The organism is Cupriavidus necator, assembly GCF_013141915.1.
GTDB lineage: Bacteria > Pseudomonadota > Gammaproteobacteria > Burkholderiales > Burkholderiaceae > Cupriavidus > Cupriavidus necator_B.
Genome location: NZ_SROX01000012.1, coordinates 12,011 through 36,850, shown reverse-complemented (window position 1 = coordinate 36,850; position 24,840 = coordinate 12,011). Strand labels below are relative to the sequence as shown.

Here is a 24,840-nt window from a genome sequence, read left to right as displayed (position 1 = left end):
GCGGTTTGCTCCGCTCTCCCGCGCGCGGGAGAGGGGAGCCTCGTTCCCGCGGTGCTGGCTACGGCTGGCCTCTGCTTTCTGCGGCAGGCGTATCCTACTGGCCTGCCCTTACCGTCAGGAGATCCCCATGAGCTGGTCCGCCCACCAATACGTCGCCTTCGAAGACGAACGCACCCGCCCGGTCCGTGACCTGGTGGCTGCCATCCCCAACGAAATCGCGCGCAGCGCCGTGGATATCGGTTGCGGGCCGGGCAATTCCACCGAAGTGCTGCTGGCGCGCTACGCCGGTGCATCGGTGACCGGGCTGGACAGTTCGCAGGACATGATCGACGCCGCGCGCAAGCGCCTGCCCGACGTGCAGTTCCGCGTGGCCGACATCGGCGCCTGGGACGATGCCGGCCCGTACGACGTGATCCTCGCCAACGCGGTGCTGCAGTGGCTGCCCGACCACGCCAGCCTGTTCCCGGCGCTGGTGTCGAAGCTCACCACCGGCGGCACGCTGGCCGTGCAGATGCCCGACAACCTGGAAGAACCGGCGCACCAGCTGATGCGCCGGGTGGCGGCGGAAGGCCCCTGGGCCGACAAGCTCGCCGGCGCCAGCAAGGCCCGCGCCGAGCGCGCGCCGGCGCGCTGGTACTACGAACTGCTGCGTCCACTGTGCCAGCGCGTGGACGTGTGGCTGACCACCTACCACCATCCGCTCGCCGGCGGGCCGGCCGCGGTGGTGGAGTGGTTCAAGGGCAGCGGGCTGCGTCCGTTCCTGCAGCCGCTGGATGAGGCCGAGCGTGCCGCCTACCTGGCGCGCTACCAGACCGAAATTGCCAAGGCGTACCCGGCGCTGCCGGATGGGTCGGTACTGCTGCCATTCCCGCGCCTGTTCATCGTGGCGACGCGCTGAAGCCGCGCTGATGGGTCGTCAGGCGGGCTTGTGGCAGACCGCCTCGATGTTGTGCCCGTCCGGGTCCAGCACGAAGGCGCCGTAGTAGTCGGGGTGGTAGTGCGGGCGCAGGCCCGGGGCGCCGTTGTCACGCCCGCCGGCGGCCAGGGCCGCGCGATGGAACGCGTCGACGGTCGCGCGGCTGTCGACGCGGAACGCCACGCGCACTGGCGGCTGGTTGGGCGTGCCGCGGTGGATCCAGAAATCGGGATGGCCCGGCGTGCCGAAGCCGGCCACGTCGGTGCTGCCGGTGACGCTGGCCGGGAATTCCTTCTCCAGCACGTAGCCGATGGCGCCCAGTGCGGCCTGGTAGAACGCGCGGCTCTTGGCGTAATCGCTGACGCCGACGCCGGTGTGGTCGATCATGGATGGCTTCCTTTCAGGTTCAACGGAAAAGGTTTCAGGCCAGGTCCAGCACGCTCATGGTGGCGTTGAGCCGGCTGACCAGCACGGATTCGCCATGGACGTCGGCAAACACGTCGGCTTCGACCACGATGATGGAGCGGCCGGACTTGAGCACGTCGGCACGGCAGCGCAGCCGTTCGCTGCGCACGGCCCTGAGCAGGTTGATCTTGAATTCCGCGGTGACCACGTGCTGGCCCGCTTCAAGGATCGTGGTGGCGGCCGCGCCGGCGGTGTGGTCGGCCATGGTGGCCTGCACGCCCGCATGGACGAGGCCGCCATCCTGCAGGTGGCGCGCCGTGACCGCCAGCGTCGATTCGCACCAGCCCGGCCCGCAGTCCGCCAGGGCGATGCCGACATCGTTGACGAAGGCGGCCTGGCGGAAGCCGGCCTCGATGGTGTCGCGCAGCAGACGCCGTTCCTGTTCGGTGGTCATGGCGGTTCCTCGTGGGGCGGGGCGCTGGGCCCGGCGATCTGCGCATTCCAGCGTGAAGGGCCGGGCGTGTCAACCGTCTAAGCGGCTTTGGCGCCGCATTCCGCCCAGGCGCGTGCTGTCGCCTACACTGTAGCCATCTGCGTCCCGCGTGCGCGCCTGACCGCATGCAGACCGCCATGAACGCCGACGCCAATTCCCCCCGACTGCGCCGCAAGACACGGCCCGCCGCTGCCTTTGCCGCGCTGGCGCAAGCCAGCCTGGCGCGCATCGACGCGTGCCTGGACCCGCTGCAACACCGCGACGACCCGGAAGACCTCCACCAGCTGCGCGTCGCGCTGCGCCAGGCGCGCGCGGTCGTGTGGGCCATGGGTCCGGCCTTGCCCCGGGAGGAGCGCGACCGCTGGAAGCGCGACCTGCGCACGCTGGCGCGCGCCACCAGCGAAGTCCGCGACTGGGACGTGTTCCTGGCCGAGACCATCGGCGCGGCGCGCGAACGGGAGCCGCACGACCCGGTGCTGGCCGCCATCGCCGACACCGCCCGGGAGCGCCGCGACGACGCACGCGACACCATGCTGGCGGCGCTGGCCGCCTACCGCAACTGGCCGCTGCCGGCGTTGCATCGCGACCTGGCGCACCTGGCCCACCTGGCCGCCCGCGCCCGCAATGACAGCGCCCGCCTGGCGCCATTTGGGCGCAAGCGCGTGCGCCGTGGCCGCAAGCAATTACGTGCGCTCGCCAGTGCCGCACGCGGGGGCGACCCGCGCGCGGTGCATGCGCACCGCATCGCCAGCAAGCGGCTGCGCTATGTGATCGAGGCGCTGGCACCGGTGCTGCCGGCGCGCTATACCAAACGCCTGCATCGCAAGCTGGTCAAACGCCAGGGCAAGCTGGGCAGGCTGGTCGACGGCATCGTCGCGCGCCGCCTGCTGGCGGAATGCCTGGACGTGCAATCGATGCCGGACGATGTGCCGCTGCCCGGCGCCGGCTGACCCCCGCCCGCCAGCCCCGGCGGCCCGCTTACCGCGTACCACGGCGTGCCACGCCGAGCGCACCCGATCTGCGACAATACCGCCATGATTGCTCCCCAGCTTCCCATTGCCGCCATCGCCACCGCGCCCGGCCGCGGCGGCATCGGCGTGGTGCGCGTGTCCGGCCCCGATGTCGGCCCCGTGATGCGCGCCGTCTGTGGCCAGGCACTGAAGCCGCGCCACGCCACCTACCTGCCGTTTCTCGATGGCAACGGCAAGGTCATCGACCATGGCCTGGCGCTGTATTTCCCGGCGCCCAACTCCTATACCGGCGAGGAAGTGCTGGAGCTGCAGGGCCACGGCGGCCCGGTGGTGATGCAGATGCTGCTGACGCGTTGCCTGCAGGCGGGCGACGGCATCGGCCTGCGCCTGGCCGAGCCCGGCGAGTTCACGCGCCGCGCCTTCCTCAATGACAAGCTCGACCTGGCCCAGGCCGAGGCCGTGGCCGACCTGATCGAAGCCAGCACCGAGGCCGCGGCGCGCTCCGCCGCGCGCTCGATGGAGGGCGAGTTCTCCAACGCCATCCGCCAGCTGGTGGACAAGGTCATCCACCTGCGCATGCTGGTGGAAGCCACGCTCGACTTCCCCGAGGAAGAGATCGATTTCCTCGAGCAGTCCGACGCGCGCGGCCAGCTTGCCGCGATCCGCGCGGAACTGGGCGCGGTGCTGGCGCAGGCGCGCCAGGGCGCGCTGCTGCGCGAGGGGCTGTCGGTGGTGCTGGCGGGCCAGCCCAACGTGGGCAAGTCGTCGCTGCTGAACGCGCTGGCCGGCGCGGAGCTGGCCATCGTCACGCCGATTGCCGGCACCACGCGCGACCGCGTGCGCGAGACCATCCAGATCGACGGCATCCCGCTGCATATCATCGACACCGCCGGCCTGCGCGAGCACGCCGCCGACGAAGTCGAGCGCATCGGCATCGAACGCACCTGGGACGCCATCCGCCGCGCCGACATCGTGCTGCACCTGGTCGACGCCACCGACTACCTGCGCCACGGCCTGTCCGAGATCGACGACGCCATCGACGACAAGCTCAGCGGCCAGTTGCCGCCGGGCGCGCCGATCGTGCGCATCGTCAACAAGATCGACAAGGCCCCCGCGGTGGGCGAGCTCATGTTCGCCGGCAACCGCCCGCACGTGGTCGCCGCCAACGGCCCCAATCCGACCGAGATCTGGATCTCGGCCCGCACCGGCGCCGGCATCGAACTGCTGCGGCGCGAACTGCTGCGGCTGGTCGGCTGGCAGTCCGGCAACGAAGGTACCTTCCTCGCGCGCGAGCGGCACCTGACCGCGCTGCGGCAGGCGCAATCGCACCTCGACGTCGCCGCCGACCAGAGCGAACGCCAGGCGCAGGCGCTGGACCTGTTTGCCGAAGAGCTGCGGCTGGCGCAGGAGCACCTGAACAGCATTACCGGCGAGTTCACCAGCGATGATCTGCTGGGGACGATTTTTACGCGGTTTTGCATCGGGAAGTAGCGCAGGCGCCGTGTACGCGGACACACCTCTGACCAAGGCACCCGCCACGATGCGCCTGACCCTCATTACTTTCGGCACCCAGGGCGACTGCCGCCCCGTCGTCGCGTTGGCCGTGGGCCTGCGTGCCGCCGGCCACGATGTGCTGATGCTGGGCGAACGCTCGGCCGCGCCATTGGCTGCCGAGCACGACGTCCCGTTCGCGCCCATGGCCGGCGATATCCAGCAGACGCTGGCGCCCGGCGGCGCGCTGCACAAGCTGATGACCGAGGGCGGCAACGTGGCCGAGGCGACGCGCGCGTTCGGGCGCATTGCCGAGGACAACACCGAGGCGTGGATGGCGCAGCTGGCGCAGGCGGCGCGCGATGCGGACGGCATCGTGTTTTCGGGGCTGACGGCATACGTGGCGCTGTCGGTGGGCGAGCAGCTCGGCAAGCCGGTGATCGGCGCGGGCATGTTCCCGATCTCGCCGACGCGGGCGTTTCCGTCGGCGCTGCTGCCGCCGCTGAGCATGCCGGGATGGGCAAACCGTGCCAGCCATCACCTGGTCAACTTCGTGCTATGGCGGATGTTCCGCAACGCCACCAATGCGGCGCGCGCCAGGCTGTTCGGCGTGCCGGCGCGCAAGGCGATGTGGCCGGCGTTTCCGACGCTGTATGCGATGTCGCCGCACTTGGTGCCGCGTCCGCCCGACTGGCATGACGACTGGCTGGTGACCGGCGCGTGGACCGTGCCGCCGCAGCCGGACTGGCAGCCGGACCCGGCGCTGCGCGCGTTCCTGGCGGCGGGCGAGGCGCCGCTCTATATCGGCTTCGGCAGCATGGCGGGCTTTGACCGGCAGAAGGTGGTGTCGGCGCTGGTGCAGGCGGTCGATGGGCGGCGGGCGCTGTTCTATCCGGGCTGGAGCGGCATCGACGTGGCGGCGTTGCCGGCCAGCTTCCATGTGGTGGGCCCCACGCCGCATGACTGGCTGCTGCCGCGCGTGGCCGCGGCCATCCATCACGGCGGCGCGGGCACCACGCATGCGGCGGCGGCGGCGGGGGTGCCGTCGATTGTGCTGCCGTTCGCGGGCGACCAGTTCTTCTGGGCGGGCCGGCTGGCGTCGCTGGGGGTGGCGCCACGGCACGTGGCCGGGCACAAGATCGATGCGGCGCGGCTGGCCTCGATGATCGCCTTCACCGAGCGGCCGGACACGCGCGCACGGGCCGCCACGCTGGGCCGCGCGGTGGCGGCCGAGCACGGCGTCGACCATGCCGTGGCGGCGATCGAACGCTTTTGCCGGAAGCAGGGCGCATAATCCGCCTTTCGCCTTCCGCTTTCACTGACGCAGGACTTTCCCGATGTTGAACCGTACCCAGCAAATCCTTATTGCCATCGTCGCCGTGGCTGTCCTTGGCATGTTGTGGTTTGCCGGCAATGACCGCCGCGACGATGTCGGCGGGGCCGTGTCCGAAGCACCGGCCGAAGTGCCGGCTGAAGCGCAGGCGGCGGCCAGCGACGTGCGCGGCGTGCCGCGCGACGGCACGCTGGATCCGGTCAGCATCGACCCGCAACGCCCCGCCGACCGCCTGCCGCAGCTGCAGGCCGATGCGCTGCTGAATGCGTACCGCGACAATGCCGGCCAAGCCGACCGCGACTACCTGAACCAGTACCTGATCGTCGAAGGCGTTGCCAGCGGCATCCGCCGCGAGGGCGAGCAGGTCTTTGTCGATATCCGCACCAACGACCCGGGCGCCAATGTGCGCGCGCTGCTGCTGCCGCGCCAGATCTGCGGCCCGGCTGGACGCGAGTGCGGAGTGGAAGCCCGCGCCACCATGGTGCGGCGCGGCCAGAAGGTGGCGGTAGAGTGCAATGGCGCCGGCCTGGCCGACGGCATGCCGCTGCTGCGCGACTGCCTGCTGCGCGGCGGCGCCAACTGATCGCCCGCGACGATTCCGGAGTTTCCCGCCATGCAATCCGTGCTGTCCGTCCTTGCCATCCTGATCATGGTGGCCACCCTTGTCGGCGTGATCTCGCCCGCCTGGCTCAGCCAGACGCTGTTCGGCGGCAAACCCGTGACGCGCGTGCAGGTGGCGGTGGTCGGGGTCTGCCTGGCTGCGCTGTGCCTGGTGCTGGTGGGCCGGCTGGCGGGCGGCTGAGGCGCCATCCGCCGCGCCAGAAGCGGCCGTTTTGCGCTTCTGTTTGGCCGATTGGATCGGCATGCCGGCGCCTACAGTGTGACGGTATGCGGTGGCCACTGCGCCTTGCCTGGCACGCCGCCCAGCCATCCAGGACCTTCCATGCATAAAGCACTGCTGGCGGCCGGCCTCGGCCTGCTGCTGACCGGCTGCTCGACCTACCAGGCCGTGACGCCGGTCGACCGCCCCGACCGCACCGATCCCTTAGTCGCGTTCCAGGTGCCGGCCGGCGGCGGCCCGCTGGGCCACTACGGCGCCAACGGCACGCTGCTGTGCGTGGTGGTGAACCCGGTCACCGGCAATGACTTTGTCGAGAATTTCCTGTCGTCGCTGCGCCGGCGCAATTTCGAGGTGAAGGTGCTGCAGGCGCAGAGCTCGATCGCGGCGTGCCCGATGGTGGCGCTGTACACGGCGCGCGGCGCCTGGTACTGGACGGCGTACCTGAACAACGCCGACATCACCGTGTTCCGCAATGGCGACCGGGTCGGCAAGGCGGTCTACAACGCCAACCGCAGCGCGGGCGGGCTGAACCTGAGCAACTTCGTGCAGCCGTCGTCCAAGCTCGATGAACTGGTCGAGCAGCTGTTCCCCGGCATGCTGCCGCCGCCCCCGCCGCCCGCGGGCACGGGGCCCACGCCGGCCGCATAGCCGATCTGCAGTCAACCGTAGGGCCGCGCCATGTCCCTGTGCGCAGCATCCTGCCGGGCGCAACCGCGCCCGGCCCAGCGTACCCGGGTCAGCGTTCCAAGCGCCCCAGGCGCACCACGGTCACGCCCGGGCGCAACTGGCGCAGCGACGGCATCACCAGCACGCAATCCGGATACGGCGTCACCACCGGCTCGCCGTCGCGCCAGCCGATAACGGTCCCGGCCTCGGTGAAGGTCTCCAGCCCGGTGTAGGGGCCGGCAAAGCGGAAGTCCATGCTGGTGGCGACCACCGGCTCGGTCACGCGCACCACGCGCTGCGCGGCCGGCAGCGGCTGCAGCCAGCCGGCCGGCAGGTCGCTTTCCGCGACGATGCCGGCATGCAGCAGGAAGCGCGCGGTGCTGTCGCGCGCCACCGTCACGGCGGCCGGTTCCCAGTGCTGGCCGCATTCGACCAGCAGCGCGTTGCGCGGGCTGGCGGGATCGCCAAAGCCATCGTAGTCGCGCATGCGGCGGCCTTCGGGGTGGCCTTCGTCGACGATCACGTCGGCCGGCGCACCGAGCGCGCGCGACAGCGCGATGCCCTTGTCGAGCGGGCCGGAGACGATCAGCGGCCGGCTTTTTTCATGCATCGAATGCAGATCCAGCAGCAGGTCGACAGTGTCGATCACCGGCCGCATGGCGCGCGCGCGGCGCAGCTCCGATGAATCGAGCCTGGCGTCATCCAGCACCTTTGCGGTCCAGACGCGGTTGAAGTCCTGGTCGACAAAGCGCGACGCATCGGGCCTGGCGGGATCGAAGCGGTGATACGCGTCGACGTTGGCAAACGCCAGCGTCAGGCGGCCGCGGCGCGGGCGCAGGCCGTGGTCGAGCAGCGCCTTGACGGCGATGGCGCCGCAGACCTCGTTGCCGTGGGTCAGCGCGTTGACCATCACGTGCGGGCCGGGCTGGCCGCTGTCGAAGGTGTACAGGTAGGGGATGCCGGTGTTGCCGGCGGCGCAGGGGCGGATGTCGGGGAAGGCGACGTCGACGGGGTAGGCGTCGATCGGTGTGGGCTGGTGGGTCATGGGAGTCGGTGCGTTCAGGGTGCCTGGCGGGTCGGTGCCGGCCGGGTCGTGTGATGTGGACAAAGAGTGGGTGGGGCGGCGGCAGGCATGGCGGGCGCTGGCCCTCTCCCCCAACCCCTCTCCCGCTTGCAGGAGAGGGGCGGGGGAGAGGGCCGGGATGCAAGAGCGACGCCGCCTCGCCATCCCGCTTACTGCTGAATCCCCGCCGTCTGCACAATCGTGCGGTAGCGCCCGGTCTCGCGCTTGATAAAGCTGCCGAACTGCGCCGGGTTGGCGGGCGCCACTTCCACGCCGGCCTCGGCCAGCTTCTTCTTTACGTCAGGCATGGCCAGAACGGCCAGCATCTCGGTGTTCAGGCGCTCGACCACCGGCTTGGGCAAGCTGGCCGGACCCATCAGGCCGAACCACACGCCCATGTCCACGCCCTTGAGCGCGGGGGTCTCGGCCAGCGCGGGCACGTTGGGCGCCACCGGCGAGCGCTTGGCGCCGGTCACGCCGTAGGCCTGCACGCGGTTGGCCTGGATATGCGGCAGCGCCGACGACAGCACCATCACCGCCAGGTCGATCTGGCCGCCGAGCAGGTCGGTGGCCATTGCCGATGCGCCCTTGTACGGCACGTGCGTGATCTCGACCTTGCCCTGCTGCTTGATCAGCTCGCCGGCCAGGTTCAGCGGCGTGCCGACACCGGACGAGGCATACGACAGCTTGCCGGGCTGGGCCTTGGCCAGCGCGATCAGCTCGGCCGCGTTCTTCGCCGGCAGGCCGGGCTTGCCGACCAGCACCATCGGCTGGGTGCCGACAAAGGTCACCGGCGCCAGGTCCTTCTCGCCGTCATAGCGCACCGCCGGGTTGGTCAGGCGGGCGATCGACACTTCACTGCCCGAGCCCATCAGCAGCGTGTAGCCGTCGGCCTCGGCCTTGACCACCTTGGCCGCGCCGATGGTGCCGCCGGCGCCGCCCAGGTTTTCGATCACCACGCTCTGGCCCAGGCGCTTGCCCAGTTCCGGCGCGATGGTGCGGGCCACCAGGTCGACGCTGCCGCCGGCGGTGTAGCCCACCACCAGCGTGATCGGCTTGGTGGGCCAGGTGGCGGCCGCGGCCTCGGTGATGGCGCCGACGGATGCGGCAAGGCAAAGTGCGGCAGCGGCCGCGCGCAGGGTGGTCTTCATGGTCTTGGCTCTGGGTCCCGGAATAATGGTTGTGGACCGATGGTAGAAGCGCGGAACCGGGGCCGACGTGCGGCTTTGGCAACTGCGGTTGCCAATTCGGCAAGGGGCGCCGGCGCGGTTCAGCGTGGTGACTGCAGCGCCGCCTGCCAGAAGGCCTCGGCCAGCGGCCGCATCGGCGCGCGCGGGCGGTACAGGCGGATATCGAGCGCCAGGTCGCCGCCATCGTCCTCGCGCGCGGCGGCGATGGCGCGCACCAGCCGGCCGTCGCGCAGGTCGTCGGCAATCAGCCGCGCGGGCAGCCAGGCCAGGCCCATGCGCTGGCGCACCATCTCGTGCACGGACTCGGCAAAGTCGCTGACCGCGATCACGTCCAGCCGCGGCGCCAGCTTGCGGCGCGCGATCTCCTGGTTGACCATGCGGCCCAGCGTCAGGGTCTCGGCGTAGGCGATCATCGGCACCGGCCTGGCCGCGGTCTTGCCCGTGACCTTTCCCGTTCCCAGCCGGTGCAGCGGCGCGCCGCGCGCATCGGCGGCGCTGACGCACACCAGCCGCTCCACGCCGGCCAGGTGGAACTGGTAGCGCGCGTCGTCCAGCATCACCGGCAGGTCGGGCGGGCTGTAGCACAGCAGGAAATCGGCATCGCCCTCGGCGAACATCGCCAGCGCGTCGTGCATCGGGAAGGTCGACAGGCGGGTGCGGAAGCCAGCCGCGGCGGGGTCATGGCGCAGCGCCTCGCGCAAGCCCGCCAGCCACGCCGGCACCATCGAGCGCGCCAGCGTCTTGCCGGTGGCAATGCTGATGGTGCTGGCGTCGGCGCGGTGCGCGGCGCGCAGCGCCAGGCGGGTGTCCTCGAGCGTGCGCAGCGCGCTCTGCGCGGCTTCCAGGAACTGGCGCCCTTCGGCGGTCAGCCGCACCGGGAACGCGCTGCGGTCGATCAGCGGGGCGCCGGCCCAGACCTCAAGCGCCTGCATGCGCCGGCCAAAGGCGGGCGGGGTCACGTTGCGCAGTTCAGCGGCGCGCGCGAGGCTGCCGGCCTGGGCCAGGCAGACGAAGTCTTCGAGCCAGCGGATATGCATGGGAAGCGGACGGTCGCGGTGGGGGCAATGCCTGCATTATCGGCAAAACCTGCGGCGACTTTGCCTGCCGCGTTCGTCGGTTAGAATTTTTCGCATGACACTGACCCGGCGCCGCCCATCCTCGTCCCCGACCCGTACGGCGTCCGCCACATCCGGACCGCCGCCCGCGCCGGAATACACCATCGACGAACTGGCGCGCGTGGCCGGCACCACGGTGCGCAACGTGCGCTCGTACCAGGACCGCGGCCTGATCGACCCGCCGCAGCGGCGCGGGCGCGTGGGCATCTACACGCAGGTGCACCTGGGGCGGCTCAAGCTGATCCACCACCTGCTGGCGCGCGGCTACACGCTGGCCAATATCACCGAGCTGCTCAAGGCCATCGTCGAAGGGCACGACCTGCGCTCGATCCTGGGGCTGGAGACGGCCATCAGCAGCCCGTGGACCAACGAGACCCCGCGGCACTACTCCTACCTCGCGCTGGCGCGTCTGTTCGGCCGCGCGATCTCGCGCCCGGCGCTGGCCAAGGCGATTTCGCTGGGGCTGCTGGAACCGGATGGCCTGGGCTACCTGGCACGCAGCCCGCGCGCCCTCGCCGCGGGCGCGGAGATCGCCCATGCGGGCTTTGCGCTGGAAGACGTGCTGGAGATCATCGCGCAGTCGCGCGCGCATTTCCAGGCGGTCTCGGACCAGATTGTCGCCACCGTGGTGCGCGAGCTGGACCGCTTCGGCGAAGGCAAGCTGCCGCCACCGCAGGACGTGCCGCGGCTGGTCGACATCCTGTGGCGCATCCGCCCGCTGGCACTGGTGATGGCGGAGACAGAGATGATGCGGGCGCTGGAGATCTCGGCCAACAAGTACCTGGGGGACAGGGTGGCGGCGATCATCGAGCATTTGCATGATGAGGAGGGTGGCGGGCCCACAAAGCCCTAGCGTGCCACGGGTTTGCTCCCCTCTCCCGCAAGCGGGAGAGGGGAGTTACGCCGGCGGTTTGCTAAATCCCTCAGCTCTCGCCAGCCTCACCCCCGCGCCTAAACCGCAACCATGTCGAAATCCGCTTTCGCCATGCCGCAGTCCGGGCAGCGCCATTCCGGCGGGACCGCGCCCCACGGTGTGCCGGGCGCGATGCCGTGCTCGGGCATGCCGAGCGCTTCTTCATAGACGAACCCACAGATTTGGCACTGCCAGATGGTCATGCCGTCCCCCGCAACGACGGGGCACGGGTGGAGACGCCGGCGGCGCGCGCGGTGTCTTCGATCTCGCGAACCAGCGGCTCTATACGGGCCAGCTCGGCGCGGTTGTCGTCGTCCCACGGATGGAAGCCGGGGCGGAAGTAGCTGAGCCACTCGGGAATCATGCGCGGCAGCGCGCCGGGCGAGACCCACAGGAAGCGCAGCGCGCTGCCAAACCCGCGCAGCTTGTTGCGGCAGCCCTTGTCGCCCATCACCAGCGCGAGATGGAACACGAACACCATCGCCCAGAACGTCACCGTGGTGGTCAGCATGGTGAAGGTGCGCACGAAGTAGCGGTACGGCCCCGGCTTCATCACGGTGTTCCAGACGTCGTAGGCGACCGCCTTGTGCTCGGTTTCCTCCAGCGCGTGCCAGGTCCACACCTGCCGGTAGCCGGCCTGCGAGTTCGCGCCCAGGTGGCGCGCATCCTTGAGCACGCCGTCGGCCAGCATGGCCGTGTAATGCTCCAGCGCGATGGTATGGGCCAGCTGCCACGAGTGGGGCAGGATCTTGCGCAGCAGGTCCAGCAGCTTCCATACCGCGCGGTCCAGCGCCGCGGCGGGCAGGCCGGCGTCTTCCATCAGCCGGTTGTAGAGGATGTGCTCGCGCGTGTGCATCGCCTCCTGGCCGATAAAGCCGGCGATGGCGCGGCTCAGTTCGGGATCCTTCACCTGGTCGCGGTAGTTGCGCACGCTGTCCATGAAGAAGCGCTCGCCGGCCGGGAAGAAGATCGACAGCGTGTTGAGGAAATGGGTGACGTGGCGGCCCCGCTCGTGCCAGTCGCTGATGCGCTCCGGCGGCAGGTGGGGATGCACGTCGCGGCGGACTGGCATCATGACGGTCTCCTCAGTTGGCAAAAAAGGACAGCAGGTCCGCGGCCACGCGTTGCGGGTCTTCTTCCATCGGCACGTGGCCCAGCCCCGCGTAGCGGCGCAGCTGCGCGCCCGGGATGCGCGCGGCGAAGGCCTGCGCGTGCGCGGGCGGGATCCAGCGGTCGCGCTCGCCCCACAGCACCAGCGTGGGCGCGCGCACGCTGCCGAGCAGGTGGGTGTCGAGCTGGGCAAAGTCGAGCTTCGGCACCATCTTGCCGACGGCCTCTCGGCTGCCCTCGGCGTAGAAGAAGTCCACGTAGCGGCGGAAGGTGGCTTCCGGCACGCGCGAGGCGTCGCCGTAGACGTCGCGGGTGGCGGCGCGGATGATGAATTCGGGCAGCAGCCACGGCGCCGACCAGCGCACCGGCGCATGGCGGAACAGGTCGATGTAGACCGGCAGCTTCATCGGGAAACCCGCGGCATCGATCAGCACCAGCTTGTCGACCGCACCGGGCCGCCGCACCGCAAGGTCCCACGCGATCAGCCCGCCCAGCGAATTGCCGATCACGCTGGCGCGGCGCACGTTGACCGCCGCCAGGAAGGCATCGATGAAGTCGCGGTAGCGGTGCACGTCCATGGTCTCGATGCGCCCGCGCGCGTCGCGCAGCGGCCCGGTCAGACCGAACGGAGCCAGGTCCAGACGCAGCACGCGATAGCGTTGCGCCAGCGCCGGCACGATGCCCTGCCACGTATGCAGCGACGCGCCGAAGCCGTGGATCAGCACCAGCGTCTCGCCGTCGGCGGGCCCTTCGTCGGTGTAGTGGACCATCGCATCGAGCACGCGCACCCAGCGCGACGCCGGCAGCGCATGGCGCTGCGCCAGCGTGGCGCGCGACAGGCTGAACAGGCCCATGCGGCCCTGCCCGAACCAGCGCGTCAGCACGCCCGGCGGCGCCAGCAGCGCCGCGTCGGCTTCCATCGCCACGCGGTTCACGGGCGCTCTCCCTGGCGCACCGGAGCGGGCGCCACCACGTTGCCGAGAGTGCGCTTGCGGCGCGTCTCGCGCACCACCAGCGACTGGTAGGCGGCGGGCAGCAGCCGCGCCATGGCGTCGGCGGCGTAGGCGTCGGGCCCGATCAGCACACGCCGGCGGTTGCGCCGCACGCCCTCCAGGATCACGCGCGCGGCCTTGTCGGGCGAGGTGATGAAGAATTTCTCGAACTCGTCCTTGCCGTGCTGCGCATCGCGCACCAGGAAGCCGTTGACGCTGGCCGACACGCGGCTGGCCTGCGCGATATTGGTCTTGATGCCGCCGGGGTGCACGGTGGTGGCCGACACGCCGCAGTCCATCAGGTCCAGTTCCTGCCGCAGCGATTCGGTAAAGCCGCGCACCGCGTACTTGCTGGCGTTGTAGGCGCCCATGCCGGGCTGGGCAAAGATGCCGAAGATGCTCGAGGTATTGACCACGTGGCCGTCGCCGCTGGCCTTCAGGTAAGGCAGGAAGGCCTTGGTGCCGTACACCACGCCCCAGAAGTTGATGCCGATGATCCATTCCAGGTCGTCGTAGCTCATGCCCTCGACGGTGCTGGACAGCGCCACGCCGGCGTTGTTGAAGATCAGGTTGACGCGGCCGTGCGCCTCAGCCGCGGCGGCGGCCCACGCATGGACCGCGGCGCGGTCGGCCACGTCGACGGTGTGCTGCGTGATGCGGGCATGCGGCGCCGCGGCCATGGCCTGCGCCGCGGTCTGCGCCAGCCCGGCCTCGTTGCGGTCCGACAATGCCAGCTGGCAGCCCTCGCGGGCCAGCGCCAGCGCCAGTGCGCGGCCGATGCCCGAGCCGGCGCCGGTGATCGCGGCAACCTTGTTGCGGAAGTCCTTCATGTCCGGTCTCCTTCCGGTGTGTGTGTCGTTCTTCTGGGCGGAATCAGGGGAAATATCCGGTGCGTCACGCACCCGCGGCGCTGGCGATGTCGGCAGACGGCGGCATCGCGGCCTCGTCCGGCACCGCGCGCCGCACCGGGTACAGGTCGTAGTCGGTCATGCGGAAGCTGGCCGTGGCGCGGCGGAACTGCCAGGTGAAGCCCGGCCACAGCGTGGTGTTGCGGCCGCTGCGCGGGTCGATGTACCAGCTGGCGCAGCCGCCGGCGGACCAGATCGCATGGCCCAGCCGGGCCTGCAGCCGTTCGTTGAAGCGGCGCTGCACCGGCTCGCGCACGTCCACCGCCTGCACGCCTTCGCGGCGCATCTGGCGCAGCGCGTCGGCGATATAGGCCACCTGCGACTCGATCATGAACACCATCGAGCTGTGGCCCAGGCCGGTGTTGGGGCCGACCACGAAGAACAGGTTGGGAAAGCCCGAGACCGTGGTGCCCAGGTAGGCCTGCGCGCCGTCGCGCCACGCGTCGACCAGGTCCACGCCGCCGATCCCCGAGATCACGCCGCGCGGCAGCGGGTCGGTGGCGTGGAAGCCGGTGCCCAGGATGATGCAGTCCGCCGGCCGGCGCGTGCCGTCGCGCAGCACCACCGCGTCGCGCTCGACGCGTGCGATGCCGGTCGTGATCACGTCGACGTTGTCGCGCGTCAGCGCCGGGTAGTAGTCGTTGGAGATCAGCACGCGCTTGCAGCCGATGGTGTAGTCCGGCGTCAGCGTCGCGCGCAGCGCGGGGTCGCGCACCTGCCGCGCCAGGTGGCGGCGCGCGACGCGCTCGACCACCTTCATGATCTTCGGATGCAGCACGAAGCCCAGCACGCGCGACTCCAGCATCCAGTAGATGCCGGTGCGCACCAGCGTCTGCGTGACCGGCAGCCGGCGGAACAGCCAGCGCTCGGCGGCGCTGACCTCGCGGTCGGGCTTGGGCATGATCCACGGCGGGGTGCGCTGGTACAGGTCCAGCTGCGCCACCTGCGGGGCGATCTGCGGCACGAACTGGATCGCGCTGGCGCCGGTGCCGATCACGGCCACGCGCTTGCCGGCGAGCGCATAGGCGTGGTTCCAGTGCTGCGAGTGAAAGCACTCGCCCGCGAACGCATCCAGTCCCGGGATATCCGGATACGACGGCCGGCTCAGCCCGCCCATGCCCGACACCAGCACGCGCGCCCGCACCACCTTGCCGTCGGCCATCCGCAGCCGCCACAGCTGCGCGGACTCGTCCCAGGCGGCGTGGCGCAGCGCATGGTGCAGACGCAGGTGCGGGCGCAGGCCGAAGCGGTCGGTGCAGTCCTCCAGGTAGGCGCGGATTTCCGGCTGGGTGGAGAACATGCGCGACCAGTCCGGGTTGGGCGCGAAGGAAAAGGAATACAGGTGCGACTGCACATCGCAGGCGCAGCCCGGGTAGTGGTTGTCGCGCCAGGTGCCGCCGACCGCGCCGGCCTGCTCGAAGACCAGGAAATCGTGCTCGCCGCGCTCGCGCAGCCGGATCGCCATGCCCAGGCCGGCAAAGCCGCTGCCGATGATGGCAATGTCGGTGTGCTCAGGGGCAGGGGGGGCCTGTTGCGGCAACTCCGCGGGTGCATGCATGCGCGCTCCTCACCGTATCGACAGTGTTTATTGTGACATTGATGGATGTCATCGTAGGAAGCGCGCGCCGGGCGGTCAATGCCGTGAGTCGAAGGATGGTTCTAATTTTTGGGGATTTCCAGCGGCTTCCGGCGCACATGAAACGGGCATAAGCGGCGGCTACGCCCTTGCGGCATGGCAGGGCGCGGTGCGTTTGAAACTCCAGGAATTTTTTGTGGCGTCGCGTGTTGCGAAGGCGCGCTTGCAACAACGCGGCGCTAGGCGGCTCGACCCTTGCGCCAGCCGTGCGGCGTTTCACCGGTCCAGCGCTTGAACGCGTGGGTGAACGCGCTCTGCTCGGAATAGCCCAGCCGCAGCGCGCACTGCGCCAGGCTGGTGCCCGGTTCCGCAAGGTACTGCTGCGCCAGCGCGCGCCGGACGTTGTCCACAAGCTGTGAATAACTGATGCCCCGCGCCTGCAGCCGCCGCTGCAGCGTACGCACCGGCAAGCCCAGGTGCGCGGCGACGTCGGCGATCGGCACCTCGCCCTGCGGCAGCCGCGCGCGGATGCAGGCACGCGCCTGCGCCAGCGCGTCGGCACCCGCGGGCACGATCTGCTGCAGCTGCGCATCGGCAATGCGCGTCATCTGCGCCTGCATGCCGGCATCGGCCTGCAGCGACGGCAGGTCCAGCAAGGCGCGTGCGATATGCATGGCATGGCGCCCGGCGTTGAAGACCACGGGGCAGCCGAACACCTCGGCATGCAGCCGGGTATCGGCGGGCGCGGCGTGGGGAAACTCCACTTGCGTCGCCACATGCTGGTTGCCGATCAGCCAGCGCGCGAACACCACCCACGTGGCCATATGCAGCTCGTGCGCATGGCGCGACAGCGGGCCATGCCGCGCCGCCCAGGTCATGCATGCGGCCTGCGGGGTTTCGATCAGGCGGGTGGCGCCGATGTCGTTGGCCAGCACTTCATAGCGGATGCCCTGCACGATGGCGTCGCGCACGGTGGGCGTGGTCAGCACCACGTAGCCCATCTCGGCATAGTGGCGCGGCGCGAAGGCGGCGCCGGCGCGCAGGCCGACATCGGCATCGCCGGTGGCCTGCTCCAGCCAGTCGAGCAGCGCGAGGTAAGCCGCACCGGGAATGCGCGTGGCGGTCTGTGCCTGCGTGCCCGCGTCGAGCAACGCCGGCGGCACGCCGACGGCGCGCAGCTGCTCGGCCGGGGCAATGCCCAGGCGCTGGCCGTGGTCGAGCACGGCGCGAAGGTAGGCGAGCGAGACGGTGCCAGTCTCTGTGCCGTCCTGCATACCACCGGCACCGCCATCGGACGGGTTGGCGCGTGGCATCAAATCACCTGTCATGCGGGATCAAGACCGGGCACCGATCTTTATCCAAACTCCGGGGAGCGTCAATGCGGGCCTGCCCGCCCGCACAGCAGAACGAAGACAAGAGACTGGCGCAAGGAGACCCGATGCACCCCAACCCTCATCCCCGCCGTGCGGCGGCCGATGCCGATGCGCTGCACGCGCTGACGCGGCGCGGCTTCCTCAAGGTCGGCCTCGGTTTTTCGGCCGCGCTGGCGTGTACCGCGCTGGTGCCGTCGCTGGCCGGCTGCTCGTCTGCCGAAACCGCACCGCAGGCCGGCCTGTCGTTCCTGCGCCCGGACGACGTGGCGCTGTTCCGCGCGCTGCTGCCGGCCATCGTCACGGAGCTGGCCGAGGCGCCGCCGCCGCGCCAGGCCTTGCTGGCGCACGACGCGCTGCGCAATATCGACGCCACCTGCGCCGCCATGGGCGCGGGCGCGCAGGCCGAGCTGCGCAAGCTGTTCGGCCTGCTGGCCACCATGCCGCTGCGCTGGGCGCTGACCGGCATCCGCCCGGAATGGAGCGCCGCCACGCCGGCGCAGGTGCAGGCCTTCCTGGCGCGCTGGCGCGCCAGCCGCCTGGCCACGCTCAATGCCGGCGCGGTGGTGCTGGTCAAGCTCGCCAGCGTGGGCTACTACGCGCTGCCGGCCGCATGGGCCGGCTGCGGCTATCCCGGCCCCAACGCGGCCGTCTACCAGGCGCTGCACGCCTGAACCCGACATGGCCATCGACAATCTCTACGATGCCGGCATCGCCGCCGGCTGGAAAGTCCTGGACGCCAGCAGCTTCACCGCGCCGCGCACGCTCGATGCCGACGTCGCCATCGTCGGCAGCGGCGCGGGCGGCGGCATCAGCGCCGAAGCCCTGAGCCGCGCCGGCCTGCGCGTGGTGTTGCTGGAAGAAGGGGCGCTGCGCACCTCGGACAGCTTCCGCGACATGGACGAGCAGCGCGCCTACCGCGAGCTGTACCAGGAGGCCGCGGCGCGCACCACGGCCGACGGCGCCATCGCCATCCTGCAGGGCCGCGCGGTCGGCGGTAGCACCACCGTCAACTGGTCGTCGAGCTTCCGCACGCCGCCGCGGACGCTGGCGCACTGGGCCACGCACCACGCCGTCACCGGCCACAGCGAGGCCGAGATGGCGCCGTGGTTCGACAAGGTGGAAGCGCGCCTGGGCATCGCCCCCTGGGCGATGGCGCCCAACCCCAACAACGACGTGCTCAGGCGCGGCTGCGAGACGCTGGGCTGGGAATGGCACGTGATTCCTCGCAACGTGAAAGGCTGCTGGAATTCCGGGTATTGCGGCTTCGGCTGCCCCGTCAATGCCAAGCAGTCGATGCTGGTCTCGACCATTCCCGCCGCGCTGGCCAGCGGCGCGACGCTGGTGCACCGCGTGCGCGTGCGTACCGTGGACCATGACGGCAAGCGCGTGCAGTCGGTCACCGGCGAGGCGCTGGGCGCGGACGGGTACACGCCCACCGGGATCGGCGTAGTCGTGCGCGCCCGGCACGTGATCGCCGCCGGCGGCGCCATCAACACCCCGGCATTGCTGCTGCGCTCGCGCGTGCCGGACCCGCATCAGCGGCTAGGATTACGCACGTTTATCCATCCGGTGAATATCAGCATCGCAAAGATGCCTGAGCGCATTGATCCCTATTATGGCGCGCCGCAGTCGATTGCCTCCGACCACTTCCAGTGGCGGGACGGCGCGACCGGGCCGATGGGCTACAAGCTCGAGGTGCCGCCGATGTTCCCCGGCATCAGCGCCGGCGTGGTCAATGGCGTGGGCGCGGCGCTGCGCCGCGATATGGCGCAGCTGCCCCACACCAACGCCATGCTGGCGCTGCTGCGCGACGGCTTCGTGCCGGAAAGCCCGGGCGGGCGCGTGCGCCTGGCCTCCGACGGCAGCCCGCTGCTGGACTACGCGATGAATGACTACGCCTGGGACGGCGTGCGGCGCGCCTGGCTGAGCATGGCGCAGGCCCAGTTCGCGGCCGGCGCCGAACGGGTGCGGCCCGCGCACCTTGATGCCACCGAGTACCGCAGCTGGCCCGAAGCGCGTGCGGCCATCGCGCGGCTGCCGCTCAAGCCGTTCCGCACCGCGCTGTTCACCGCGCACCTGATGGGCGGCTGCGGCATGAGCGACGACCCGCGCGGCGGCGTGGTCGACAGCCATGGCCGCCATCACCAGCTGGCCAATTTGTCGGTGTTCGACGGCTCGGTGTTCCCCACCAGCGTGGGGGCGAATCCGCAATTGTCGGTGTTCGCGCTGGCCGCGCAGAATGCCGACGCGCTGGCGCGAAACCTCACGTCATGATGTATTTGCGCGAGGCAGGCGAGCCCCGGTTGTCTGGCTGCCCAGGCATGCGGCAAGCCTGCCCGCTGCACGGCACCGCGGACAATGTGGTGCGATTCCCCACACGATCCGCGCTTTTAGAATGTCCATTCCAATTCAGCGCTTGTGAAACGCCCGAAGCGGTGGATAGGCTTCGTACAGCTGTTTCAAGCATCCGTATGCCGCCAGAGCAGGGAGCGGACAGCGCAGCGCATTGCACAGGGGTTTATCGCGGTACAGAAGAGAGAAGCGCCCCCATGAAGACCGGCAAAAGCTCGGCAGGAGACACCAAGGCCCGGATTCTCGACGCCACGGAAAAGCTGTTCACGGAGGTCGGCTACGAAGCCACCTCGCTCAGGCAGGTCACGTCGCGCGCCATCGTCAACCTGGCCGCCGTGAACTACCACTTCCGCAGCAAGGACATCATGATGCACGCCGTGCTGAGCCGGCGCCTGGACCCGCTCAACGCGCGGCGCCTGGCGCTGCTCGATGCGTGCGAGGCGCGCTGGCCCGGCCACGCCATCCGCTGCGAGCACGTGATGGGCGCGCTGTTCGTGCCCGCGCTGCAGCTGGCGCGCGATCCGTCGGTGGGCGGGCCGTCGTTCCTGCGGCTGCTGGGGCGCGTGTATTCGGATACCTCGCCCTTTATCCAGCAATACCTGCTGGAGCACTATGCGCCGGTGTACGGCCGCTTCTTCGACGCCTTCGCGCGCGCCATTCCGGCGCTGCCGCGGCATGAGCTGGGCTGGCGCCTGCAGTTCGCGCTCAAGGCGCTGGCCGGCGTGCTCGCCGGCCAAGAACTGGCCAGCCTGCTGCCCGCGTTCACGCAGGGCCGCCAGATGAGCGATGCGCACGTGCTGGCGCAGCTTACCGCGATGGTCGAGGCCGTGCTGAACGTGGCGCAGCCCAGTGCGGAACAACGCTCGGCGCTGCAGTCGGTGTTCGAGCTGGGTGAGCAACAACAGCAGCAGCAGATCGCGCAGCGCGCCGCCTGCGTGGCGGCGCAGCCCGCCGATACCCCGGATGCCAGCGTGGCCGCGATCGCGGCCACCATGGGCGAAGCGGCCAGCCATGCCGCCGCCCTCGGCAAGGCCCGCACCAGCGCACGGACCGTGCGCAATGCGGGCACCAAGCGCGCCGCCGTGACCAGCGTGCCGGTGCGCGCGCGCGAGCACACCGCGAGCTTTCCCAGCAACCCGCTGGATGACTGGATGCGAATGCGCTCCAGGACATAGCGGCGCGCACCGCCGCCGGTTACCGCCGGCACGGTGCCGTCACGCTCGCGCAACCTGAACCGTCGATCCACCAGCGAGGCCGCGCCCCGGCCCGTGGACCCCGTGCGCCCGGCCGGCATGCCCGCAGGCGCCGCGGCGGCCCCGTTCGCTCTGCCCGTCCTGAGGAGGAAGCTGCCGTGTCAATCCAAGCACCGATCCAGCCATCGATCCCACTGCACAAGCTTGCCGCCGTTGCCGGCATCATCATCGGCTTGGTGGCCGCGCCGCTGGCGCTGCCACCCCTGGCCATGGCCCAGCCGGCCAGCGCCCCCGCTGCCGCCGGCACGACGTATGACGGCCTGCCCGCGGCACAGCAGGCGGCGCTGTTCTCGCGCCAGGTCGCCAGCGGCGAACTGGCGCGCCTGTCCGATGCCCAGGTACTGGCCGTGTTCCAGGCGCTGCAGCCCGATACGCTGCTGAAATGGGCGCGCGCCGAGATGAACCGTTATCCCGAATACGAGTACTGGATGTCGCGCCAGGAACGGCTCAACGGCCAGTGGCAGGAACAGCCCGCGAAGATGCAGATCCGCTACCGCCATGCGCCGCGCCAGCTCTATGCGAAGTGGCTGCCGGGCGGCGCGCAGGCGGGCCAGGAAATCCTTTACGACGAGACCCGCCGCAAGGACGAGATGTACGGCCACCTGGGCGGCATGCTGGGCTTCACCTCGATGTGGATCGCGCTGGACGGCTCGCTGGCGCGTTCGCAGTCCAACCATACCGTGCGCGACCTGGGCTTCCAGTACGTGCTGTCGATGCTCGAGCGCGATGCCAGGTCATTGCGCGCCGCCGGCCTGTCCGAGAAATACGCCAAGGCCGAGATCGTGCAGGAGCAGGGCGTGCGCATGGTGGCGCTGACCTGGGACCTGCCGGCCGGCGCGCCGCAGTACTACGCCAAGAAGGTGCAGCTGATGCTGGACCTCAAGCATCCGTATATCCGCGTGGAAACCGCGTGGGATGCCGACGGCAACATGGTCGAGAAGATCGTGTTCGACAAGCTGGTGCGCAAGACCTTCGAGGCCGCGGTGTTCGAGCCGGCCAATCCCGAGTATCGCTTCTGACACGGCGCGGCGGCCGCGCCGTTTGGAACGGCCGCTCTATTGACGCTGAAACCCACGCGCGGCGACAGTCGCCGCACACGACAGGATCCGGACGCAGAGCCGGACCGCCGATCCGAAAACTGGGGTCGCCAGCAAAATTCAGGAGACAGGCAATGACCATGTCGACGCTTTGGCGCAGGACTTTGGTTGTGACAGGGGTGAGCATGGCCGCGGCGCTGGCCGGCTGCGGAGGCGGCGGCGGCGATGAGGACGCGCCGCGCGCCGGCACGCAGGCGCCGCCGCAATGCGCGGACAGCGGCACGTGCCCGGCGCAGGGGCCGGTCACCCTCGGCGGCCCGCCCGGATCGCTGTGCCCCGCGGCGCTCGACTACGGCACCACCTTCACCGGCGGCTCGGGCGCCGGCGAACTGGTGAAGCTGCGCTTCGATACCGCGGCGCGCACGTACCAGCTGGAGATCATCGAATCGCCGGTGCCGAAGCAGCCCGGCAGCGTCAGTCCGACGCGCGCGGGCGTGACCTTTATCGGCACCTTTGCCAACCTGACCTCGCTGCCGACCGCGGAGCAGAACCGCTGCGCGGTCGCATTGCAGACCGCCACGGCATCGGACGGCGTCTCGCAGGCCAATATCGACAGCGCCAAACCGCCGGTGATCTTCCTGGGCAACGGCGTTGCCGGCGGCGGCATCCCGGGCGCCACCATTTCCTACGCGGGCGTGCTCGGGCTGGGCGCGATCCCGGCCACCACCTTCCCGTTCTACCCGGTGCTGGCCTTCGCCCAGACCGAAACCGACTTCAGCAAGGTGGCTGGCCGCTACAACCTGCTGGGCTACCACCAGGTGCCATCCGGCGGCGCGCTGACCGCATCGAGCCACTTCACGCCCGCCACCGCGCAGACCACCGAGACCTTGAACGCCGATGGCAGCTGCACCGCCGCGGCCGGCAGCTGCCTCAGCACCGGCAACAACTGGAAGCTGCGCAGCGCCGATGGCGCGTTCGAGAGCGGCAATGCCGACGGCAGCCGCCGCTATCCGTCGTTCCAGAGCCAGGCCATCACCGCCAGCAATGCCAGCCGCGCCAAGGGCCTGATGGTGGTGGGCAAGCTCGGCGGCGCGCTGGTACCGCTGGTGGTGCGCACCGGCTATGCGCAGATCTCGCTGCTGCCGCTGACGGTCAATGTCGACGATGAATCGGGGCTCGCATTGATGGCGCCGGCCACCACCGTTGCCAATGGCCAGCTCGATGGCGGCTATATCGGCTCGGGCAGCGACTTCGCCTACACGGCCTCGCTGGTCAGGGGCGCGCGCGTCGACCTGCTCGACCCGATGACGATGAACCAGACCGGCGGCTTCCAGCTCGACTTTACCCAGGCCGCGCCGGGCATGGTGGCCACCACCGACAACAGCGGCACCACCGGCGCGCTCGTCGCCAGTGGCCGGGTGTTCAGCCATTTGTCCGGCACCGGCGGCGCCAGCCCGACCTTCCGCGTGGGCGTGCTCGCCGCCCCCTGATTGCAACGCAGACCAAAACAACGAGGAGACAACGCCATGCAGCCCCAACGAAACAGCATGCCGCGGGCACCGCGCCCATCGACCCTGCCGGCGCGCGCGCTGGCCGTGGCCGCCACCGCTCTGCTTGCCGCCTGCGGCGGCGGCGGCGGCGACGACGCCCCGGCCACGCCGACGGCCGCGCAGACGCGCCTGTGCCCCGCATCGCTGGACTACAACACCACCTTCACCGGCGGCACCGGCTCCGGCGAACTGGTCAAGGTGCAGATCGACACCACCCGCAAGACCTGGCAGGTGACCTTCCTCGATTCGTCGGTGCCGCGCCAGACCGGCACCGTGCAGCCCACGCGCAGCGATCCCACCAACGGGCAGAACGTGATGCGCGGCACGCTGAAGGCGGAGACGGGGTTGCCCACCGAGAAGCTGAACCAGTGCGCGTTCGAGCTGAGCGGCGCCAGCCTCGATCCGAACCGTCCGGCCAAGCTCTTTGTCGGCGAAGGCGTGGTTGGCGGCACCATCCCGGGCGCGCGCATCCAGTTCAACGGCGTGCTCGGCGCCGGCGCGGTGCCCGATACCACCTTCCCGTACTTCCAGTTCATCGGCTTCGCGCAGACCGAAACCGACCTGTCGAAGATCGCGGGGCAGTACAACGGCACGGGCTTCCATGAAGTGCCATCGAAGCAGTTCCAGCTGGTGGCGCAGGACTACCGCATGGCCCTCGCCGCAGATGGTTCGTTCACGGTATGCGATAACGCCACCAACACGTGCGAGCGCAAGGGCAACAACTTCGTGCCGCAGGCCAACGGCGCGCTGCTGTCGACCAACTACAAGGCCGAGAGCCAGCCGCCCACGCTGGGCAGCACGCTGGGCAAGGCCTACCTGATCGTCGGCAAGCTGCGCGGCCAGCTGGTGCCGATCATGATCCGCGTGGGTTATGCCAATGACTCGCTCGCCAACGGCCCGCTCGGTGCCGACGACGAGATCGGCATCGGCATGATGGCGCCCGCGGTGGCGATCACCGAGGGCACGGTCAACGGCGAATACGTCGGCGTCGACAGCAACTTCAACTACCGCGTGACGGCACTGGTGGGCGCCGCCGCGACCATGATGGATCCGTTCCGGCCATCCGATGCGTCGCTGGCGATTCCGTACCGTCTGGACTTCTCGCAGCAGGTGCCCGGCGTGGTCCGCACGTCGCGGCGCGAGGCGCCTGCGGGATCGGCGCCGACCGGCAAGCTGATGTTCACCGGCGGCGTGTTCGGCTTCCTGGAGCAGCGCGACAGCGGCCCGTACTTCACCGTCGGCGCGTTCGTGCAGTAAGCCCGTCCAGCCCCCGGGCCATCGCAGCCCGGGGC

25 protein-coding genes are annotated in these 24,840 nt (G+C 70.2%); 14 read left to right on the top strand and 11 right to left on the bottom strand.

Features of this window, described 5'->3' with window-relative positions; translation table 11 throughout:
* Positions 1–127 precede the first annotated feature (127 nt).
* The gene (tam, locus tag E5S69_RS20810; RefSeq protein WP_171516523.1) at positions 128–898 is read left to right on the top strand and encodes a trans-aconitate 2-methyltransferase; all 771 of its coding nucleotides are present in this window, start codon (positions 128–130) and stop codon (positions 896–898) included.
* An 18-nt stretch (positions 899–916) separates the two neighbouring features.
* On the opposite strand, the gene E5S69_RS20805 is transcribed toward tam, so the two are convergent.
* Both E5S69_RS20805 and E5S69_RS20800 read right to left on the bottom strand, forming a co-directional pair.
* Positions 917–1,303, bottom strand: coding sequence for a VOC family protein (locus E5S69_RS20805; RefSeq protein WP_171516522.1), 387 nt, complete (start codon positions 1,301–1,303; stop codon positions 917–919).
* Between the two features lie 34 nt (positions 1,304–1,337).
* Entirely contained in the window at positions 1,338–1,775 is a 438-nt protein-coding gene (locus tag E5S69_RS20800) for a PaaI family thioesterase (protein ID WP_171516521.1), read from the bottom strand.
* 176 nt (positions 1,776–1,951) lie between these two features.
* Here E5S69_RS20800 and E5S69_RS20795 point away from each other — a divergent pair, with 176 nt between their 5' ends.
* The 6 genes from E5S69_RS20795 (at position 1,952) to E5S69_RS20770 (ending at position 7,098) form a co-directional block, all read left to right on the top strand.
* Positions 1,952–2,764 (top strand): CHAD domain-containing protein, encoded by an 813-nt coding sequence (locus E5S69_RS20795; RefSeq protein ID WP_171516520.1) that lies wholly within the window; start codon positions 1,952–1,954, stop codon positions 2,762–2,764.
* 84 nt (positions 2,765–2,848) lie between these two features.
* Positions 2,849–4,276 (top strand): tRNA uridine-5-carboxymethylaminomethyl(34) synthesis GTPase MnmE, encoded by a 1,428-nt coding sequence (gene mnmE / locus E5S69_RS20790; RefSeq protein WP_171516519.1) that lies wholly within the window; start codon positions 2,849–2,851, stop codon positions 4,274–4,276.
* Between the two features lie 49 nt (positions 4,277–4,325).
* Positions 4,326–5,570, top strand: a complete 1,245-nt coding sequence (locus E5S69_RS20785; RefSeq protein WP_171516518.1) for a glycosyltransferase — start codon at positions 4,326–4,328, stop codon at positions 5,568–5,570.
* A gap of 43 nt (positions 5,571–5,613) precedes the next feature.
* Positions 5,614–6,192, top strand: coding sequence for an OB-fold putative lipoprotein (locus E5S69_RS20780; protein ID WP_171516517.1), 579 nt, complete (start codon positions 5,614–5,616; stop codon positions 6,190–6,192).
* 30 nt (positions 6,193–6,222) lie between these two features.
* Positions 6,223–6,411 carry a hypothetical protein gene (locus E5S69_RS20775; RefSeq protein WP_171516516.1) on the top strand — a complete coding sequence of 63 codons (189 nt, stop codon included), beginning with the start codon at positions 6,223–6,225 and terminating at the stop codon, positions 6,409–6,411.
* A gap of 141 nt (positions 6,412–6,552) precedes the next feature.
* Positions 6,553–7,098, top strand: a complete 546-nt coding sequence (locus E5S69_RS20770; RefSeq protein ID WP_171516515.1) for an Sbal_3080 family lipoprotein — start codon at positions 6,553–6,555, stop codon at positions 7,096–7,098.
* Between the two features lie 88 nt (positions 7,099–7,186).
* Here E5S69_RS20770 and E5S69_RS20765 read toward each other — a convergent pair whose 3' ends face one another.
* From E5S69_RS20765 to E5S69_RS20755, 3 genes are all read right to left on the bottom strand, one after another.
* Complete coding sequence (locus tag E5S69_RS20765; RefSeq protein WP_171516514.1) at positions 7,187–8,161, bottom strand: M14 family metallopeptidase; 975 nt, start codon at positions 8,159–8,161, stop codon at positions 7,187–7,189.
* A 188-nt stretch (positions 8,162–8,349) separates the two neighbouring features.
* The gene (locus E5S69_RS20760) at positions 8,350–9,330 is read right to left on the bottom strand and encodes a Bug family tripartite tricarboxylate transporter substrate binding protein (RefSeq protein WP_171516513.1); all 981 of its coding nucleotides are present in this window, start codon (positions 9,328–9,330) and stop codon (positions 8,350–8,352) included.
* A gap of 119 nt (positions 9,331–9,449) precedes the next feature.
* On the bottom strand, positions 9,450–10,406 hold the full coding sequence (locus E5S69_RS20755) for a LysR family transcriptional regulator (RefSeq protein WP_171516512.1): 957 nt from the start codon (positions 10,404–10,406) through the stop codon (positions 9,450–9,452).
* 94 nt (positions 10,407–10,500) lie between these two features.
* On the opposite strand from E5S69_RS20755, the gene E5S69_RS20750 reads away from it, so the two are divergent.
* Entirely contained in the window at positions 10,501–11,337 is an 837-nt protein-coding gene (locus tag E5S69_RS20750) for a MerR family transcriptional regulator (RefSeq protein WP_171516511.1), read from the top strand.
* 98 nt (positions 11,338–11,435) lie between these two features.
* Here E5S69_RS20750 and E5S69_RS20745 read toward each other — a convergent pair whose 3' ends face one another.
* From E5S69_RS20745 to E5S69_RS20720, 6 genes are all read right to left on the bottom strand, one after another.
* Positions 11,436–11,600 (bottom strand): rubredoxin, encoded by a 165-nt coding sequence (locus E5S69_RS20745; protein WP_171516510.1) that lies wholly within the window; start codon positions 11,598–11,600, stop codon positions 11,436–11,438.
* Complete coding sequence (locus E5S69_RS20740; RefSeq protein ID WP_171516509.1) at positions 11,597–12,472, bottom strand: metal-dependent hydrolase; 876 nt, start codon at positions 12,470–12,472, stop codon at positions 11,597–11,599. Before E5S69_RS20740 ends, E5S69_RS20745 begins: the two co-directional genes overlap by 4 nt.
* A gap of 10 nt (positions 12,473–12,482) precedes the next feature.
* Positions 12,483–13,442, bottom strand: a complete 960-nt coding sequence (locus E5S69_RS20735; RefSeq protein ID WP_171516508.1) for an alpha/beta fold hydrolase — start codon at positions 13,440–13,442, stop codon at positions 12,483–12,485.
* Positions 13,439–14,329, bottom strand: a complete 891-nt coding sequence (locus E5S69_RS20730) for an SDR family NAD(P)-dependent oxidoreductase (RefSeq protein ID WP_171516507.1) — start codon at positions 14,327–14,329, stop codon at positions 13,439–13,441. Before E5S69_RS20730 ends, E5S69_RS20735 begins: the two co-directional genes overlap by 4 nt.
* A 64-nt stretch (positions 14,330–14,393) precedes the next feature.
* A complete protein-coding gene (locus tag E5S69_RS20725; RefSeq protein WP_171516506.1) occupies positions 14,394–15,965 on the bottom strand; it encodes a flavin-containing monooxygenase in 1,572 nt (523 codons plus the stop codon).
* A gap of 257 nt (positions 15,966–16,222) precedes the next feature.
* Positions 16,223–17,296: an AraC family transcriptional regulator gene (locus E5S69_RS20720; RefSeq protein WP_171516505.1), complete on the bottom strand. Its 1,074-nt coding sequence runs from the start codon at positions 17,294–17,296 to the stop codon at positions 16,223–16,225.
* Between the two features lie 125 nt (positions 17,297–17,421).
* Between E5S69_RS20720 and E5S69_RS20715 the strand changes: the two genes are divergently transcribed.
* The 6 genes from E5S69_RS20715 to E5S69_RS20690 all read left to right on the top strand — a co-directional run bounded on the left by E5S69_RS20715 (position 17,422) and on the right by E5S69_RS20690 (position 24,805).
* Positions 17,422–18,027, top strand: coding sequence for a hypothetical protein (locus E5S69_RS20715; protein WP_171516504.1), 606 nt, complete (start codon positions 17,422–17,424; stop codon positions 18,025–18,027).
* A gap of 7 nt (positions 18,028–18,034) precedes the next feature.
* On the top strand, positions 18,035–19,630 hold the full coding sequence (locus E5S69_RS20710) for a GMC family oxidoreductase (RefSeq protein WP_171516503.1): 1,596 nt from the start codon (positions 18,035–18,037) through the stop codon (positions 19,628–19,630).
* 275 nt (positions 19,631–19,905) lie between these two features.
* A complete protein-coding gene (locus E5S69_RS20705) occupies positions 19,906–20,883 on the top strand; it encodes a TetR/AcrR family transcriptional regulator (RefSeq protein WP_171516502.1) in 978 nt (325 codons plus the stop codon).
* A 176-nt stretch (positions 20,884–21,059) separates the two neighbouring features.
* Complete coding sequence (locus tag E5S69_RS20700) at positions 21,060–21,980, top strand: DUF1571 domain-containing protein (protein ID WP_423766657.1); 921 nt, start codon at positions 21,060–21,062, stop codon at positions 21,978–21,980.
* A gap of 152 nt (positions 21,981–22,132) precedes the next feature.
* On the top strand, positions 22,133–23,488 hold the full coding sequence (locus E5S69_RS20695) for a DUF2957 domain-containing protein (protein WP_171516501.1): 1,356 nt from the start codon (positions 22,133–22,135) through the stop codon (positions 23,486–23,488).
* Between the two features lie 36 nt (positions 23,489–23,524).
* Positions 23,525–24,805, top strand: coding sequence for a DUF2957 domain-containing protein (locus tag E5S69_RS20690; protein ID WP_171516500.1), 1,281 nt, complete (start codon positions 23,525–23,527; stop codon positions 24,803–24,805).
* The last annotated feature ends 35 nt before the right edge of the window (positions 24,806–24,840 follow it).

Coding starts and splice junctions, on each gene's coding strand:
- mnmE (WP_171516519.1), top strand. CDS start 2,849: ATGATTGCTCCCCAGCTTCCCATTGCCGCCATCGCCACCGCGCCCGGC.
- E5S69_RS20720 (WP_171516505.1), bottom strand. CDS start 17,296: ATGCCACGCGCCAACCCGTCCGATGGCGGTGCCGGTGGTATGCAGGAC.
- E5S69_RS20805 (WP_171516522.1), bottom strand. CDS start 1,303: ATGATCGACCACACCGGCGTCGGCGTCAGCGATTACGCCAAGAGCCGC.
- E5S69_RS20710 (WP_171516503.1), top strand. CDS start 18,035: ATGGCCATCGACAATCTCTACGATGCCGGCATCGCCGCCGGCTGGAAA.
- E5S69_RS20755 (WP_171516512.1), bottom strand. CDS start 10,406: ATGCATATCCGCTGGCTCGAAGACTTCGTCTGCCTGGCCCAGGCCGGC.
- E5S69_RS20800 (WP_171516521.1), bottom strand. CDS start 1,775: ATGACCACCGAACAGGAACGGCGTCTGCTGCGCGACACCATCGAGGCC.
- E5S69_RS20780 (WP_171516517.1), top strand. CDS start 5,614: ATGTTGAACCGTACCCAGCAAATCCTTATTGCCATCGTCGCCGTGGCT.
- E5S69_RS20750 (WP_171516511.1), top strand. CDS start 10,501: ATGACACTGACCCGGCGCCGCCCATCCTCGTCCCCGACCCGTACGGCG.
- E5S69_RS20740 (WP_171516509.1), bottom strand. CDS start 12,472: ATGATGCCAGTCCGCCGCGACGTGCATCCCCACCTGCCGCCGGAGCGC.
- E5S69_RS20765 (WP_171516514.1), bottom strand. CDS start 8,161: ATGACCCACCAGCCCACACCGATCGACGCCTACCCCGTCGACGTCGCC.
- E5S69_RS20770 (WP_171516515.1), top strand. CDS start 6,553: ATGCATAAAGCACTGCTGGCGGCCGGCCTCGGCCTGCTGCTGACCGGC.
- E5S69_RS20795 (WP_171516520.1), top strand. CDS start 1,952: ATGAACGCCGACGCCAATTCCCCCCGACTGCGCCGCAAGACACGGCCC.
- E5S69_RS20730 (WP_171516507.1), bottom strand. CDS start 14,329: ATGAAGGACTTCCGCAACAAGGTTGCCGCGATCACCGGCGCCGGCTCG.
- tam (WP_171516523.1), top strand. CDS start 128: ATGAGCTGGTCCGCCCACCAATACGTCGCCTTCGAAGACGAACGCACC.
- E5S69_RS20695 (WP_171516501.1), top strand. CDS start 22,133: ATGACCATGTCGACGCTTTGGCGCAGGACTTTGGTTGTGACAGGGGTG.
- E5S69_RS20785 (WP_171516518.1), top strand. CDS start 4,326: ATGCGCCTGACCCTCATTACTTTCGGCACCCAGGGCGACTGCCGCCCC.
- E5S69_RS20725 (WP_171516506.1), bottom strand. CDS start 15,965: ATGCATGCACCCGCGGAGTTGCCGCAACAGGCCCCCCCTGCCCCTGAG.
- E5S69_RS20760 (WP_171516513.1), bottom strand. CDS start 9,330: ATGAAGACCACCCTGCGCGCGGCCGCTGCCGCACTTTGCCTTGCCGCA.
- E5S69_RS20715 (WP_171516504.1), top strand. CDS start 17,422: ATGCACCCCAACCCTCATCCCCGCCGTGCGGCGGCCGATGCCGATGCG.
- E5S69_RS20690 (WP_171516500.1), top strand. CDS start 23,525: ATGCAGCCCCAACGAAACAGCATGCCGCGGGCACCGCGCCCATCGACC.
- E5S69_RS20775 (WP_171516516.1), top strand. CDS start 6,223: ATGCAATCCGTGCTGTCCGTCCTTGCCATCCTGATCATGGTGGCCACC.
- E5S69_RS20745 (WP_171516510.1), bottom strand. CDS start 11,600: ATGACCATCTGGCAGTGCCAAATCTGTGGGTTCGTCTATGAAGAAGCG.
- E5S69_RS20705 (WP_171516502.1), top strand. CDS start 19,906: ATGAAGACCGGCAAAAGCTCGGCAGGAGACACCAAGGCCCGGATTCTC.